Source organism: Methylobacterium sp. E-066 (assembly GCF_022829635.1).
GTDB lineage: Bacteria > Pseudomonadota > Alphaproteobacteria > Rhizobiales > Beijerinckiaceae > Methylobacterium.
This window is the reverse complement of sequence record NZ_JAKSYO010000212.1, coordinates 24,180-38,341: the sequence shown is the minus strand read 5'-3', so window position 1 is coordinate 38,341 and position 14,162 is coordinate 24,180. Positions and strand designations below refer to the sequence as shown.

The following is a 14,162-nucleotide window of genomic DNA, read 5'->3' as shown; positions in this document are numbered from 1 at the left end:
CCCTCAGGCCATCGACTTGGCGAGCGCGTAGATCTCCTCGGCATCGAGCACCTGCTCGGTGCTCTCGAAGAGCTGGCCGACGCAGGCCCGGTGCAGCTTGAGCTTCAGCCCGCCGATGCCCAGCGCGCCGAACGCTTTCTTGCCGTTGCGGTCCTTGCCCTTGTCCATCACCTCGATGCCGCCGATCCCGGTCGGGGGCTGGGCGTTGTAGTCGGCGACGATCTCGACGGCCGGATCCTGGGCCCAGGCGGCTTCCGGCAGCAGCTCGACGCCGATGGCGCCGGCCGTGAAGATGAGGTTCTTGCCCTTCACCAGGGCGATGCGCGAGGCCTCGTCCGGCGTCGCGGCGGCCTTCACGCTGACCTTGAAGCGCGCGTTGATCGCGTCGGCGGCGGCCTGGGTCTTGTCCAGCGCGCGGCCCGCGATGGTCACGTCGGCCCCCTCGCCGGCGAGCAGCGCCGCCGAGCGCATGCCGACCGGGCCGGTGCCCGCCAGCACGACGGCACTCTTGCCCTGGAGCGAACCAGCGGCCTTCGCCACCAGGGCGACGCCGGCGGCGGCCGTGGTGTTGGAGCCGTTGGAATCGAGCATGCACGAGACCCGGAACGGGCCGAAGAACCGCTTCTTTACCGCGGCGAACAGCTCCTCGCCCGCAGCCATGCTGCCGCCGCCGACGAAGATCGCCGTCGACTTCTTCTCGGAGCCGCCGCGGGTGTAGATCGTGCCATCGACCAGGGCGCCGACGTTGTCCGGATTCACGCCGCCATAGCCGGTGATGTGATCGGCGCCGCCGTCGTAGCCGACCACCGTGTCGAACACGTTCGGCATCGCATCGGTGTCGAACAGGAACAGCAGCTTTTTCATTTCTTTTTCGATCCTTGTGTCGCGCCCTGCGGCGCTGTCGCTGATTGTCGTTCGCGCCGTGGGCGGATGGGCGCGCCTCTCCTCCCCCTTGCGGGGAGGAGCCGGAGGTGGGGGTGGTTCCGGAATGACCGGAGCGGTGCCGTCTGCACCACCCCCACCCCTAACCCCTCCCCGCAAGGGGGAGGGGAACGCACCCTCCAAAATCCCCCGGCTAACCCTCGACCACGTTCTGCGGCTTGCCGGCGACGAACGCCTCGACGTTGTCGACGAGCTGATCGGCCAGGATCTGCATCGCTTCCTTGCTGGCCCAGGCGACGTGCGGGGTCACGATCAGGTTCGGCAGGTCGGCCTCGCACAGGATGTTGCCGTCTTTCGGCGGCTCCTGCGCGACCACGTCAAAGCCCGCGCCCGCGATGGTCCCGTCCTTGAGCGCGGCGAGCAGGGCGGCCTCGTCCACCAACCCGCCCCGGGCGGTGTTGATCAGGATGGCGTTCTTCTTCATCCGCTTGAGCTCGGCGGCGCCGATCATCCCCTTGGTGTCGGGGGTGAGCGGCACGTGCAGCGTGATCACGTCGGATTGCGTCAGGATCGTCTCGAAATCGACCAGCCCGTCCTGCGGGAACACGTCGTAGGCCAGGACCTTCATGCCCAGCGCCTCGGCGCGCTTGCCGATCGACTTGCCCAGCGCCCCATAGCCGACGATGCCCAGCGTCGAGCCGGCGATGTCGTAGATCGGGTAGTCGAAGTAGCAGAACTGCGTGGATTTCGCCCAGTCGCCCCGCCGCACCGAATTGGCGTAGGGCACGATCGCCCGCCGCAGGGCGAACATCAGCCCGACCACGTGCTCGGGCACGGTGTTGAACGCGTAGTTGCGGATGTTGACGACGGTGATGCCCTGGGCCTTGGCCTGGGCCTTGTCGACCACGTCGGTGCCGGTGGCGGCCACCGCGATCAGCTTCAGGTCGGGGAGCTGCTTCAGGGTCTCGGCCCGCATCGGGACCTTGTTGATCAGCGCGATCTCGGCCCCCTGGAGCCGGGCGACCGTGTCCTCGGGCGTCCAGGTCGAGTCGTGCTCGACATACTCATGGGGGAAGCTGAACGGCCGGACCGTCGCGTCGAGGGACTCGCGGTCCAGGAACACGATTTTCTTCGTCATGGATCCCCTCTCGGGCGACGGGCGGTTTCCTCGGGATTCTTCTTGTTATTTGCCTGCCGAGGCGGGAGCGGCAAGCGGCTCCCGCCTCGGTGGCCCGCGCGATTTACGCCTTGTGCAGCGGATTCTCGCGCAGGTAGCTCGACGCGGCGGCGACGCCGGAGCCGGGCGTGACCTTCACGCCGCAATCGATGAGCGCCATCTCGGCGCCCGCGATGCCGCCAAGCAGCGACAGCTCGTTCAGGTCACCGAGATGGCCGATGCGGAACACCTTGCCGGCGACTTTCGACAGGCCGGTGCCCAGCGAGAGGTTGTAGCGCTCGTAGGCGTGGCTGATCACCTTGGCGGCATCGACCCCCTCCGGCACCACGATCGCCGTGACCGTGTCGGAGTTCCACTTCGGCTCCTTGGCACAGGGCTTGAGGCCCCAGGCCGCCACCGCCTGACGGGTCGCCTCGGCGAGAACGTGATGGCGGTGGTAGATGTTCTCCAGCCCCTCCTCCTTCACGATCGTCAGGGCTTCGCGCAGGCCGTAGAGCAGCGGCAGGGCCGGCGTGTACGGGAAGTAGCCGGTGGCGTTGGCGGCGAGCTGGTCCTTCCAGGCGAAGTAGGCGTGACCGAGCCGGTCGTTGCGGCCGGTGCCGCCCTCGGCGATCTTCAGCGCCTTGGGGCTGATGCAGATCAGGCCGAGGCCGGCGGGCAGCATGAAGCCCTTCTGCGAGCCCGCGATGGCGCAGTCGACGCCCCACTCGTCCATCTTGAACGGCAGTGAGCCGATCGACGAGATGCCATCCACGAACAGCAGCGCCGGGTGGCCGGCGGCGTCGAGGGCCTTGCGGACCGCGCCGATATCGCTGGTGACTCCGGTGGCGGTCTCGTTGTGGACGACCATCACGGCCTTGATCGCGTGGTCCTTATCGGCCCGGAGCGCCTCCTCGATCTTCTGCGGATCGGCGCCGGCGCCCCACTCCTCCTCCTGGACGATCACGTCGAGGCCGAGGCGCTGGGCCATGTCGACCCAGAGATGGCTGAACTGGCCGTAGCGGGCGGTGAGCACCTTGTCGCCGCGGCACAGGGTGTTGGACAGGGCCGATTCCCAGATGCCGGTGCCCGAGGACGGGAACAGGATGATCGTCCCGGCGGTCGAACCGAACACGATCTTGGAATCCTGGAGCAGCGGCTTCACCAGCTCGGGGAAGCTCGGCGAGCGGTGATCCTCGGACGGCACGTGCATCGCGCGCAGGACGCGATCCGGGATGTTCGTGGGGCCCGGGATGAACAGGTGATTGCGACCGGGGCGCCGGGTTGCGGCCATGGTGTTTCCTCCAAAAATCTGTTGCGCGCGGGCGGACCCGCGCCGGTTGGTTCAAACGTCCTTGGCGCCCTGGGGCTTCGTCGGGCATTCTGCGAGCGGCACCGGCAGTCGCGGCGCCGGCCGCGGCTCTCCGAACACCATTCGCGTCGTCCGTGGATCGGGGGGCCCAGCGGAGCGGCAGGCGGCCTCGTGCCGCTCGCGTCGCGGCGCGCCCCCGCGCGCCGGTCGCCTCCGAAATGCCGTCCCGTTCTACGGCGCCTCGTCTCAAGGCACCCTGGCCGCCTTCCAGTACGCATCCGGCCCGGCTCATGCCGAGCCACCGGTTGCTGGTATTATGAGGCGGCGAAGCTGGGAAGCAAAACCGGAAAAACTTCGGGATCGTGGCAAAAAAATTTTTTGTGCGCCGCAACGTCAGCTATTCGCGCTTGATGACTTTCCCCGCACCCCACCAAGACACCCCACAGCGATGCGGGTCCGCGTCATCAAACTGAGACGTGATCGCGCTCTGGATCCCCCGACCGTTCGACCGCCGGGAGGGTGACGTGGCCGAGGATGAGGAGATGCCGGTCCGGGTCCGGACGTTGTTCCTGTCCGATCTGCATCTCGGCACGCGCGGCTGCCAGGCCGGGCTTCTGCTGTCGTTCCTGAGGGATTACGACGCCGACACCGTCTACCTGGTCGGCGACATCGTGGACGGCTGGCAGTTGCGCTCCGGCTGGTACTGGCCGCAGGAGCACAACGACGTGGTGCAGAAGCTCCTGCGCAAGGTGCGCAAGGGCGCCCGGATCGTCTACCTGCCGGGCAACCACGACGAGTTCCTGCGCGACTATGTCGGCACCAATTTCGGCGGCATCGAGATCGCCGAGACCGCGATCCACGAGGCGGCCGACGGACGGCGCTACCTGGTGATCCACGGCGACCAGTTCGACATGGTGGTGCGCCACTCGCCCTGGCTCGCCCATCTCGGCGACGGCGCCTACACGCTGGCCTTGAGCCTCAACACCCTGATCAACCGGATCCGGCGGCGGGTCGGCCTGTCCTACTGGTCGCTCTCGGCCTGGGCGAAGCTGCGGGTGAAGAATGCCGTCAGCTTCATCGGCCGGTTCGAGAGCATCCTGGCCGAGGAGGCGCGCCGCCAGGGCGCGAACGGGGTGATCTGCGGGCATATCCACCACGCCGCCGACCGGGCGATCGGCGACCTGCGCTATCTCAACACCGGCGACTGGGTGGAATCCTGCACCGGCCTGATCGAGCATTACGACGGCCGGATCGAGGTGCTGCACTATCCGAGCATCCTCCGGGCCCGCGAGGCCGAAGCCGCACCGCGGGCGGTGCCGGGCCGGCGCGCGGTGGCGTGAGGGACCCACGCGTGAAACTCCTCATCGTCAGCGATGCCTGGCATCCGCAGGTCAACGGCGTCGTCCGGTCCCTGGAGCAGATGGTCCGGCGCGCCCCGGAGCACGGCTTCGCGACGGCCCTGCTCTCGGTGGCTGACTTCCGCTCCCTGCCCCTGCCGGGCTATGCGGAGATCCGCTTGGCCTTGGCGGGACGCGACCGGGTCGCGGCGCGCTGGGCCGCGGAGCGGCCGAGCCACGTCCACATCGCCACCGAGGGGCCGATCGGCTTCGCGGCCCGGCGGCACTGCCTGGCGAACGGGCTGCCCTTCACCACGAGCTACCACACACGCTTTCCCGAATATCTCGCCGCCCGGCTGCCGGTGCCGGAGGCGTGGTCCTACGCCTATCTGCGCCGCTTCCATGGGGCGGCGCGCGGCACGATGGTCAGCACCGCCTCCCTCCAGGCGGAGCTCGAGGCAAAGGGTTTCGCCCATCTGATGCGCTGGACCCGCGGGGTCGATACCGAGCGGTTCCGTCCGGCTGACCCCGGCGAGCTGCCGCCGGCGGAGCTGGCCGGGCTGCCCCGGCCGCTGTTCCTGTATGTCGGCCGGCTCGCCGTGGAGAAGAACCTCGCGGCCTTCCTCACCCTCGACCTGCCCGGCACGAAGGTCGTGGTCGGCGACGGTCCGGACCGGACGCGGCTGCAGGCGCTGGCCCCGGAGGCGCGCTTCCTCGGCACACGGACGGGGGCGGCGCTCGCGTCCGTCTACGCCGCCTGCGACGCCTTCGTGTTCCCGAGCCTCACCGACACGTTCGGCATCGTCCTCTTGGAAGCCATGGCCTGCGGCCTGCCGATCGCCGCCTTCCCGGTGCCGGGCCCCAACGACGTGCTGAGCGGGACCCGCGTCGGCATCCTCGACCAGGATCTGCGCACGGCGGCGCTGGCGGCCTTGCGCCTGTCCCGGGCCGAGTGCCGGCAGGAGGCGCTGCGCCGCGGCTGGGACGTCAGCGCCGACCAGTTCTTCGGAAACATCATCGAGGCCCATGGCGGCGAGCGCGGGACCCGGAACGCCGCCTGACCGGTGACGGCGGCCGCGCGGGATGGCAGGACGGCGCCATGCCGCCCGTGAAGCGAAAAACGCCCGCCCTCACCCTGCCCTTCGACCCGGCCCGGGCCGCGGACTACCCCGCGGTGATCGGCTGCGATGAGGTCGGGCGCGGCGCCCTGTGCGGGCCCGTGGTTGTCGCGGCGGTCTGGTTCGACCCGTCAGCGATCCCCCCTGCCCTGCTGGCTGCACTCGACGACAGCAAGCGCGTGCCCGAACCGATCCGCGCGCAGCTGGCGCCGCTGATCCGCACCCATGCCCGGGTCGCAGTAGCGGCGGGTTCCCGGGCGCTGATCGACCGGATCAACATCCGCGCCGCGACCCTCGACGCCATGCTGCGGGCCGTGTCCCGCCTTGGAATCGCGGCCCCGGTCCTGGTGGACGGCCGGGACGCCCTGCCCGGCCTGCCGGGTCGGGCGGTGATCGGCGGCGACGGACTGGTGCCGCAGATCGCAGCCGCCTCGATCGTCGCGAAGGTGTTTCGCGACGAGCTGATGCGTCGCCTCGCCGAGCGCCATCCGGGCTACGGCTGGGAGCGCAATGTCGGCTACGGCACAGCCATCCACCGGGCCGGCCTGACCAGACTCGGCCGAAGCCCCCACCACCGCCTCAGCTTTACCCGCGGGTTCGGCTAGGTTTCAGAAGGTCGAGACCTTTTGCGGGTGCAGGGTGGAACCCTGCAAGCTTCAAGGGCTCCGCCCCCGAACCCCGCCAAAGGGCTGAGCCCTTTGGAAACCCCGTCGTGCCGGTAGGCGGATCGGATTACTTCGATCCGGCTTCGGCCGGCAGCGCGTAGGCGACCACGTAGTCGCCGCGGTCGGGCGATTGGCGGGCGCCGCCGGCCGTGATCACGATGTACTGGCGGCCGGTCTTGGGCGACCGGTAGGTCATCGGCGCGCCCTGGCTGCCAACCGGCAGGCGGCCCTTCCAGACCTCGCGGCCGGTCGCGGCTTCGAACGCCCGCAGGTAGTAATCCTGCGTGCCGGCGAAGAAGATCAGGCCCGAGCCGGTCACCAGCGAGCCGCCGAGCGAGGGCAGCCCGATCGGGATCGGCAGGTGCATCTTGATCCCCAGCGGCCCGGTATCCTCCACCGTGCCGAGCGGGACCTGCCAGGCGATCCGGCGGGCCTTCAGGTCGATGGCCGTCAGCGTGCCGAAGGGCGGCTTCTGGCACGGGATGTTCAGCGCCGACACGAAGCGGTTGCGGACGGAGACGTAGGGCGTGCCGCGCATCGACGACATCCCCATCTCGGTGCCGGCGGCCTTGCCGGTCTCGACCTGGTCCCGCGCGATCAGCCGGTTCCACAGACCGAGCCGCATGTCGTTCACGATCAGGTAGTCCCGGGTCATGTCGATCGCGGTGCTGCCCCAGTTCATGCCGCCGAGCGAGCCCGGCATCTGGAGGGCGGTATCGAAGCCCGGCGGGGTGAAGGTCCCCTCGTGGCGCATGCCCTTGAACTGGATCCGGCACAGGAGCTGGTCGAACGGCGTCGCCCCCCACATGTCGGCTTCGGTCAGGGTCTCGGTGCCGATCGACGGCATGTCCGAGAACGGCTGCGTCGGTGCGTAATGCTCGCCCGGCACGTTGCCCTGCGGCACGGGCCGCTCGGTGACCGGCGCGATCGGCGCCCCGGTCTCCCGGTTCAGCAGGAAGATCTGGCCGTGCTTGGTCGCCGCGATCAGACCCGGCAGGGTGCCGCCCTTCCCGTCCGGCACGTCGTAGAGGGCCGGCTGAGCCGGCACGTCGAAGTCCCACAGGTCCTTGTGAACGAGCTGGACGTGCCAGCGCGGCCGGCCGGTCGCGGCGTCGAGCGCGAAGATCGACGAGTTGGTGGCGTCGTCCTCCGCGGTCCGGTGGCCGCCGAAGAAGTCGGGCGTCGCGTTGCCGGTGGGCGCGTAGATCAGGCCCAGGGCCGAGTCGTAGGCCATGCTGGTCCAGACGTTGGGCGTGCCGCGCGTGTAGGTATCACCGGGGGGCGGCAGGCGCGTGGTCGCCGGGTTGCCCGGATCCCAGGCCCAGCGCAGGTCGCCGCTGCCGACATCGTAGGCGCGGACCACGCCGCCGGGCTCGCCGGTCTCGATATTGTCGGCGACCCGGCCGCCGACCACCACGAGATCGCCGGCGATCAGCGGGGCGGCGGTCTGGGTGTAGTAGCCCGACTTGATCTCGCCCATGTCGGTCTTGAGATCGACCGTGCCGTCCGCGCCGAAATCGGGGCAGGGCTGGCCGGTGGCGGCGTCCAGCGCGATCAGGCGCGCGTCGATCGTCGCCAGCAGCAGGCGGCGGGGGCAGACCTTGTCACCGGCTGAGGCGCCCGCATCGTGATAGCCGAGCCCGCGGCACCGCTGCCATTGCGGGGCGCTCGCCTTCGGGTCGTAGCGCCAGCGCTGGGTGCCGGTATCGGCGTCGAGGGCGATGACGATGTCGTTCGGCGTGCAGACATAGACGGTGTCGCCGATCTGCAGCGGCGTGGTCTGATCCTCGGCGCCGAAGCCGTTGCTGATGGCGACGTCGCCGGTGTGGAAGGTCCAGGCCGGCTGGAGATTGGCGACGTTGGTGGTGTCGATCTGCGTCAGACCGGCGAAGCGGGTCCCACCCGTGGTGTTGCCCCAGGCCGTCCAATCGACCTGCGGCGCCGCCTGGGTCGCCGGATGCACCGCCGCAATCTCGGTCGCGGCGATGATCGGCACCGGCTGGAAAGCCCGCAGCGTCGTCGCCACCAGGGCGAGCGCCAGCGCGGCGGCGATGCCGAGGGAAGCCCGGCGCCACACGCCGCCGCCTGATCGATTGAGCAACGGCGCGAGCAGGGCGACCACGCAGGCGAGCACGGCCAGGGCGAACAGCCGCGAGACCAGCGGCCAGAACGCGAACCCGACCTCCCACACCGCCCAGATTCCGGTCAGGACGAACGCCGCCCCGTAGAGCAGCGCCCCCGCGCGTCGCCGCTGGGCGACCAGCACACCCGAGACCAGCATCGCGGCACCCATGACCACGAAATACAAGCTCCCGCCGAGCCAGGCCAAATAAATCCCGCCGGCGGCAAAGGCAAAACCGATCAGAGCCAGCACGATCCCGAGCAGGATCAGCGCTCCATCGGCAAGCGTTTTGGGTCGATGCATCGGATAACCTCAACCGTGCGAGATACGCGCCTCTTTATCTTGAGTCTCGCCTCGGTCAACGACATTTTTCTATGTTTTTATCATGCATCATGTTGCAATGTGCCGATTATTTATTATTTTTCTTGTGTAAATCGACAATGTTTCGTTCGATCCATTGCATAGCGGGGCCGGGATCTGTCATCGGACCACCACGCAGCGCAGATTTCGCCAGCCGGACCTGCTCTCGCGATCCACGGGCGCTCCCGAAGCGCGAGCATCGGCTCGCCACAGCGGCAGCAGGGGCGGGCGACGCTCTGTTTTCTCGATCGGATGAGGCCGAGACGGAAACGATCGAACGCGCGCGCCCGAAGCCGGCACGCGACAGGCACCACAGGGTTGCATGCCGAGCGCGATCACCCTCATGGCCCACAGAAGATGCGAGCCCCCCCTCCCGTTCGGGCTATGATTTTCACGGATCTTTGACGGAAGGGGATGACGGCCGGTTACGCGCGCCTCTCACCCTGCCCCTCTGCGGGCTATCGGATTCCCACATCCCCGAATGTGGCGCGGGTCCCCTCTCCCGTGCGGGAGAGGGACAGGGTGAGGGATGCGACTTCTCCGGAAAGACCTGGTCCCTCACCCCAACCCTCTCCCGCACGGGAGAGGGGGCGCGTCGCGGCTTTCGCAAGCCGATGTGTGAAACATCGTAGCTCTGCGGGGGAGGGAGACGCAGCGTGTGTCCGGCTGCCGCCCTCATCCGGCAACGATGTGCAAACATCGTAGCCCATTCGGGAGACGGGACGCGTCGAGCCCTGCAAGAGCGATGACGCCTCGACCTGTGTAGTCCGTAGCCCTGCATGATCGGGACGTCATCGCGAAAAGCGATCCGCGCTCAGGCGGCGCGCACGGTGGTGAGGAAGCGGTCGACCTCGGCGGCGAGCTGCTCGGACTGGCGCGACAACCCGGTGGCGGACGCCAGAACCTGCTCGGCCGCGGCGCCGGTCTGCTCGGCGGCCTGGGCCACGCCGGCGATGTTGCCGGTGACCTCCTGGGTCCCGGCGGTCGCCTGGGTGACGTTGCGGACGATCTCCCGGGTCGCCGCCCCTTGCTGCTCCACGGCCTCCGCAATCGCGCTCGCGACCGTGTTGATCTCCCGGATGCGGCCGGTGATCGCGCCGATCGCGCCCACCGCCTCGCCGGTCACCCCCTGGATCCGGCCGATCTGGTTGGCGATCTCTTCGGTCGCCTTGGCAGTCTGCCCGGCCAACTCCTTCACCTCGGTCGCCACCACGGCGAAGCCCCGGCCCGCCTCGCCGGCGCGGGCCGCCTCGATCGTGGCGTTGAGCGCCAGCAGGTTGGTCTGGGCCGCGATCGACGCGATCAGCTGCACCACGTCGCCGACCCGGGCGGCGGCGGCGCTCAGCTCGGAGACGAGGGCGGCGGTCTGGTCGGACTCGCCCACCGCCCGCTGGGCGAGGATCGTCGAATCCTGCACCTGCCGGCCGATCTCATCGACGGAGCTGCCGAGCTGCTCGGCAGCGCTCGCTACAGTGTTGACGTTCGATGCCGATTGCTCGGCTGCCGCCGCCACCGTGCCGGATTGGCTGGCGGTTTCCTGGGCGCTCGCGGTCATCTGCCAGGCGGTGGCCTGCAACTCGGTGGCAGCGGACGAGACCTGGGTGACGATGCCGGACACTGCGGCCTCGAAGGCCTCCGCCATCTGCCGCGTGACCGCCCGGCGCTGCGCCTCGGCGGTGCGGCGCGCCTCGTCCGCCTCGGTTTCGAGCTGTCGGGTCCGGAGCAGGTTGTCCTTGAACACCTGGACGGCGGCGGCCATGGCGCCGATCTCGTCCTGACGCTCCCGGGCCGGGACCACGACCGAGGCGTCGCCGGCGGCCAGCGCCCGCATGGCCTCGGTCATGCTGCGGATCGGCCGGAGAACCCGGCGGACCACGACGAGGGTGCCGATTCCGGTCAACAGGATCGCGGCGGCGAGGAACAGGACGGTCCGCAGCAGGGTGGCGCTTGCTTCCGCGGTCAGTGCCCGAGCCTGATCGACCAGCGCGTCGAGGGCTGTGCTTGCGAGGTCGGCGATCGTGTTCACCTCGGCGGTCTGGCGCGTGCGCAACTCGTCGATGGACAATCCTGTCGGCCGACCCTGTGTGAGCGCCTCCGTGGCGGCCTGGCGGCGCGCAGCCGCCTCGCCCTCGAAATTGTCGGCCTTGGCCTTGCGGAAGGCGGCTCGGACCGTGTCCGCGGTCTCGTCGACGGCAGCCCGGACCACACCGTCCCAGGCGCCGGCCAGGCGACCGCGTTCCTCGGACGCCGCGACGATGTCCGCCTGCGACCAGGGCGTGCCGGCAGCGACCGCGAGCTCGATCCGCACGACCACGCCGCCGATCAGGGCCCGAGACATCCAGGCCGCGCGCTTCAGATCGAGGTAATGGGCCAGAGTCGCGTCGCCGCGCGGGATCACGGCATCGACCGCGTCGTTCGCCGCCATCAACGCATCGAGCAGCGCCTGAGACGCCCCCGCGAAGGGCGGCAGCGTGCCGGCGGATCGTTGCGCCGCCGGCACCGCCAGGGCGGCATCGACCTGCGGGCGCAGCTCGAGCAGGGCCGCGTAGGCCCGTTGCGTCAGCTCGGCCTTCTCCCGCACCGAAGGCACGTCGACCTCGCGGGCCAGAGTCCCGAGCCGATCGACACCGCTCGCCAGGGTCGCGCGTTGGGTGGCGATCAGCTCCACGTCCTTTCCGGGAATCGGTGCAGCGGCCTTGAGGGCCTGAAGCGTACGGCCACGCTCCATGCGGATGGCGAGCAGATCCTTGAGGAGCGTCCGGCTCGCCTCCGTGAGCGCCACCACGCGGCGGCTCTGATCGGCCTGCATCTGGGCGTCCCGCAAGGTCGTCACGCCCGAGCCGAGCAGCATGACGCTCATCGCGAACAGGATCGCGCACAGGATTTTGCCGATCGATAGCCTCGCCAAAGCGATGCGGCTGAGCGACGGGTGCGGCGCGCGAGACATCGAAATCGTTCCGTAAAGACTGAGTCGTTAAGCTTTTTTGCGAATGCGATCCAGAACAAATCCGAGATATTTATCGGAATAATATTCTACATGGGGCGGGTTATGCCGCCTGCAACACACATTTATGACAATAAATATAAGTAAATGTCCGCAGATCAAGATTGTTTTCCTTCGCGTCTTTGCACTACAACGCGGCCGATCGGAATTCCGGTCGGGTCGTCATCTGAATCCGTGGCGCCCAGATCTGATCCTTGCCACCATCCGGACGCCAGGAACGGTGCCCGGTCCTGCGTGCCGGGAGGCGGCAAACGCATCTCGGCTGCGCGAGGCACGCGGGATCGCGCTTGTGCTTCGAGATCGGCGCTCATCCGGGCGGATGCGACCGCCTTAGAACAGCGCGAGTTGCGCTCCCGGCTTGCGGAACGCCGTCCGGTTCAACGCCATCCGTCCGAAGGCGAAGCCGAGCCGGCCACCCGCCAGGCGGACCCGCCGGCCGATCATCTCGGCATAGGCCCCCTCCCCGCGGAAGCGGTGGCCGAATCGGGGATCGTTCTCGCGGCCGCCCCTCGCCTGCGCCAGCAGCGCGAAGGCCCGCGCTTGGCGCTCGGGATAGTGCTCGGCAAACCAGTCGGCTACCAGGTCGGCGACCTCGCCGGGCAGGCGCAGCAGCGCGTGGCCGATACGGCCGGCACCGTGCTCCCGGGCTTGCGCCAGGATCGCCTCGATCTCGTGATCGGTCAGGCCGGGGATGATCGGCGAGACGTTGACCATCACCGGCACCCCGGCCTCAGACAGGCGCCGCATCGCCGCGAGCCGCTTCTCCGGTCGCGGCGCCCGCGGGTCGAGCAGGCGGGCGAGGCGCGGGTCCAGCGTCGGCAGCGAGACCGCCACGAGCACGAGGTCGTCCGCGGCCATCTCGGCCAGGATGTCGAGATCGCGCAGCACCAGATCGGACTTGGTGGTGATGCCGACAGGGTGGCGCGCTGCCTGGAGCACCTCCAGCACCGCACGGGTGATCCGGTGCTCGCGCTCCACCGGCTGGTAGGGATCGGTGGCGGTCCCGAGGGCGATCGTCTCCGGCGCGTAGCCCGGCGCGGCGATCTCCCGCGCCAGGAGCTTGGCCGCGTCGGGTTTGGCGAAGATCCGCGACTCGAAATCGAGCCCCGGCGACAGGCCGAGCCAGGCATGGGTCGGGCGCGCGTAGCAGTAGATGCAGCCGTGCTCGCAGCCGCGATACGGGTTGACCGACCGGTCGAACGGGATGTCCGGGGAGGTGTTGCGGGCGATGATCCGCGCGGCGCGCTCCAGGGTCACCTGCGTGCGCAGGGGAGCAGGCGCATCGGTTTCCCACTCGGAATCCTGAAACACCTCGCGCTTGGCCGCTTCGTAGCGGCTCGTCGGGTTCGCCGTGGCGCCGCGGCCGCGCCGGGCCTCCGGGGGCAGCATGCTCGAACCGAGACGCACGGGCGCCCCGGGTATGGAGCCGTTCCGAATCTCAGCCATCGTGCGCCGCCCCGTGTTTCACGTGGAACATAGCGCGAACACGGGATTCGCAAACGCCTCAATTTCAGGCAAACGCCGCCGAGCCCGGTCGAGACTTCGCGCCCCGGTTTACCGCTGCGCAAAATCGTCTATGGGCGCGCACATGCTCTCCGCGGTGACCTACCTGGCCGACCCGGCCGATCCGGATGCGATCGATCGCCTGGCCGACACGCTCAGCGTGCTGGTGTCGGGCGTGGCCGGCGGCTTGGTGGGCGACGCTGTCATCGTGACCGGCCGGGAAAGCGAGGCGGCGGCGGCCATCGCGGACGCGACGGGGGCGGTGCTGGTGCTTCACCAGGGCAGGAACCCCTATGGGGCGGGCGCCGCGGAGGCTCGGCGGGACTGGGTGCTGTGCCTGGAGGCGGGAGATGTCCCGGCCGAGGGCTGGATCCGCACCCTCGACCGCTTCGTCGGCACCGCCCGGCCGGAGACCGGGCTCGGCCGCCTGCACCGCCCGGCCGCAGGCTGGATCGGCCGCCTCGTCGGCCGGATCGAGGGCCTCCTGGGCGCCAGGCAGGCGCGGGCCGGCGACGTGGTGCGGCGGGAGGCGCTGCGGGCCGGCGCGGTGTTCGCGCCGCGTCTCAAGGTCCGGCCGCTGATTGCCCGGATCGACCGTCCCTGATCGACAGTTTGTCGCAGCGCGACTTGGCGTTGTCGGGTGAAGAAGCGTTAAAATTCCTGGCGTCCTGGCAGAAAACTTGCTGAATTGAAGGTTACAGGC

The 14,162-nt window shown here is 69.3% G+C and carries 10 protein-coding genes; 4 read left to right on the top strand and 6 right to left on the bottom strand.

The genetic code is table 11. The features are described 5' to 3' along the window. Nucleotides 1–3: 3 nt before the first annotated feature. From MKL20_RS31510 to MKL20_RS31500, 3 genes are all read right to left on the bottom strand, one after another. Nucleotides 4–864 (bottom strand): NADP-dependent methylenetetrahydromethanopterin/methylenetetrahydrofolate dehydrogenase, encoded by an 861-nt coding sequence (locus MKL20_RS31510; protein ID WP_244019457.1) that lies wholly within the window; start codon nucleotides 862–864, stop codon nucleotides 4–6. Between the two features lie 211 nt (nucleotides 865–1,075). Then, entirely contained in the window at nucleotides 1,076–2,020 is a 945-nt protein-coding gene (locus MKL20_RS31505) for a D-2-hydroxyacid dehydrogenase (RefSeq protein ID WP_244039987.1), read from the bottom strand. A gap of 103 nt (nucleotides 2,021–2,123) precedes the next feature. After that, nucleotides 2,124–3,332 carry an aminotransferase class V-fold PLP-dependent enzyme gene (locus MKL20_RS31500; RefSeq protein WP_243962667.1) on the bottom strand — a complete coding sequence of 403 codons (1,209 nt, stop codon included), beginning with the start codon at nucleotides 3,330–3,332 and terminating at the stop codon, nucleotides 2,124–2,126. Nucleotides 3,333–3,874: 542 nt separating this feature from the next. On the opposite strand from MKL20_RS31500, the gene MKL20_RS31495 reads away from it, so the two are divergent. From MKL20_RS31495 to MKL20_RS31485, 3 genes are read left to right on the top strand one after another with little or no spacing between them, the layout of a single operon-like run. After that, nucleotides 3,875–4,690 carry a UDP-2,3-diacylglucosamine diphosphatase gene (locus tag MKL20_RS31495; protein WP_243962668.1) on the top strand — a complete coding sequence of 272 codons (816 nt, stop codon included), beginning with the start codon at nucleotides 3,875–3,877 and terminating at the stop codon, nucleotides 4,688–4,690. Nucleotides 4,691–4,701: 11 nt separating this feature from the next. Further along, entirely contained in the window at nucleotides 4,702–5,748 is a 1,047-nt protein-coding gene (locus MKL20_RS31490; RefSeq protein WP_244039986.1) for a glycosyltransferase family 4 protein, read from the top strand. Between the two features lie 38 nt (nucleotides 5,749–5,786). Further along, nucleotides 5,787–6,410 (top strand): ribonuclease HII, encoded by a 624-nt coding sequence (locus tag MKL20_RS31485; RefSeq protein ID WP_244039985.1) that lies wholly within the window; start codon nucleotides 5,787–5,789, stop codon nucleotides 6,408–6,410. A 127-nt stretch (nucleotides 6,411–6,537) separates the two neighbouring features. Here MKL20_RS31485 and MKL20_RS31480 read toward each other — a convergent pair whose 3' ends face one another. The 3 genes from MKL20_RS31480 to MKL20_RS31470 all read right to left on the bottom strand — a co-directional run bounded on the left by MKL20_RS31480 (nucleotide 6,538) and on the right by MKL20_RS31470 (nucleotide 13,402). After that, nucleotides 6,538–8,895 carry a membrane-bound PQQ-dependent dehydrogenase, glucose/quinate/shikimate family gene (locus MKL20_RS31480; protein ID WP_244039984.1) on the bottom strand — a complete coding sequence of 786 codons (2,358 nt, stop codon included), beginning with the start codon at nucleotides 8,893–8,895 and terminating at the stop codon, nucleotides 6,538–6,540. A gap of 871 nt (nucleotides 8,896–9,766) precedes the next feature. Continuing rightward, nucleotides 9,767–11,899, bottom strand: coding sequence for a methyl-accepting chemotaxis protein (locus MKL20_RS31475; RefSeq protein ID WP_244039983.1), 2,133 nt, complete (start codon nucleotides 11,897–11,899; stop codon nucleotides 9,767–9,769). 387 nt (nucleotides 11,900–12,286) lie between these two features. After that, nucleotides 12,287–13,402 (bottom strand): PA0069 family radical SAM protein, encoded by a 1,116-nt coding sequence (locus tag MKL20_RS31470; protein WP_244039982.1) that lies wholly within the window; start codon nucleotides 13,400–13,402, stop codon nucleotides 12,287–12,289. Between the two features lie 142 nt (nucleotides 13,403–13,544). On the opposite strand from MKL20_RS31470, the gene MKL20_RS31465 reads away from it, so the two are divergent. Beyond that, nucleotides 13,545–14,063 (top strand): hypothetical protein, encoded by a 519-nt coding sequence (locus MKL20_RS31465; protein ID WP_244039981.1) that lies wholly within the window; start codon nucleotides 13,545–13,547, stop codon nucleotides 14,061–14,063. Nucleotides 14,064–14,162: the final 99 nt, after the last annotated feature.

Coding starts and splice junctions, on each gene's coding strand:
- MKL20_RS31510 (WP_244019457.1), bottom strand. CDS start 864: ATGAAAAAGCTGCTGTTCCTGTTCGACACCGATGCGATGCCGAACGTG.
- MKL20_RS31505 (WP_244039987.1), bottom strand. CDS start 2,020: ATGACGAAGAAAATCGTGTTCCTGGACCGCGAGTCCCTCGACGCGACG.
- MKL20_RS31500 (WP_243962667.1), bottom strand. CDS start 3,332: ATGGCCGCAACCCGGCGCCCCGGTCGCAATCACCTGTTCATCCCGGGC.
- MKL20_RS31485 (WP_244039985.1), top strand. CDS start 5,787: ATGCCGCCCGTGAAGCGAAAAACGCCCGCCCTCACCCTGCCCTTCGAC.
- MKL20_RS31480 (WP_244039984.1), bottom strand. CDS start 8,895: ATGCATCGACCCAAAACGCTTGCCGATGGAGCGCTGATCCTGCTCGGG.
- MKL20_RS31475 (WP_244039983.1), bottom strand. CDS start 11,899: ATGTCTCGCGCGCCGCACCCGTCGCTCAGCCGCATCGCTTTGGCGAGG.
- MKL20_RS31470 (WP_244039982.1), bottom strand. CDS start 13,402: ATGGCTGAGATTCGGAACGGCTCCATACCCGGGGCGCCCGTGCGTCTC.
- MKL20_RS31465 (WP_244039981.1), top strand. CDS start 13,545: ATGCTCTCCGCGGTGACCTACCTGGCCGACCCGGCCGATCCGGATGCG.